The organism is Streptococcus sp. HMSC062B01 (genome assembly GCF_001811085.1).
Taxonomy (GTDB): domain Bacteria; phylum Bacillota; class Bacilli; order Lactobacillales; family Streptococcaceae; genus Streptococcus; species Streptococcus gordonii.
The window spans coordinates 1-562 of record NZ_KZ672805.1; the positions used below are offsets into that span (position 1 = coordinate 1).

1 protein-coding gene is annotated in these 562 nt (G+C 44.0%); it reads right to left on the minus strand.

The window, feature by feature from the left end; all coding sequences use genetic code 11:
* A partial coding sequence (locus HMPREF2780_RS08750) for an SHIRT domain-containing protein (RefSeq protein WP_233994392.1) occupies positions 1 to 562 on the minus strand: 562 nt, incomplete at both ends.

Genomic DNA, 562 nt, shown 5'->3' on the forward strand with positions numbered 1-562 from the left:
CCTACAAACTTAACATCTGAACCGTTGACAGTCTCTGAAGTCTTGTCATAGGACTTGAAGCTCCATGTACCTTCTGCTGTCTTAACCTCTGTTTGACTTGGTTGCGTTGGCGTTGCTTGGCTGCCATCTTTCAAGTTTGTTTGGTCTGCTGGAAGCAAGACTTTAACTTCTTGTGGAAGTTCTTTACCTGGAGTTCCGCTGACAAACTCGTGAACCGCCTTATGAGTCACTGTTGGAACTGGGCTTGCTGTAAACTCCCATGTACCTACAAACTTAACATCTGAACCGTTGACAGTCTCTGAAGTCTTATCGTATGCTTTGAAACTCCAAGTACCTTCTGCTGTCTTAACTTCCGTTTTACTTGGTTGAGTTGGAGTCACTTGACTTCCGTCTTTCAAGTCTGTTTGATCTACTGGAAGCAAGGCTTTTACTTCTTGTGGAAGTTCTTTTCCTGGAGTTCCACTCACAAACTCGTGAACTGCTTTATGAGTAACTGTTGGAGCTGGGCTTGCTGTAAATTCCCATGTCCCTACAAACTTAACATCTGAACCGTTGACAGTCT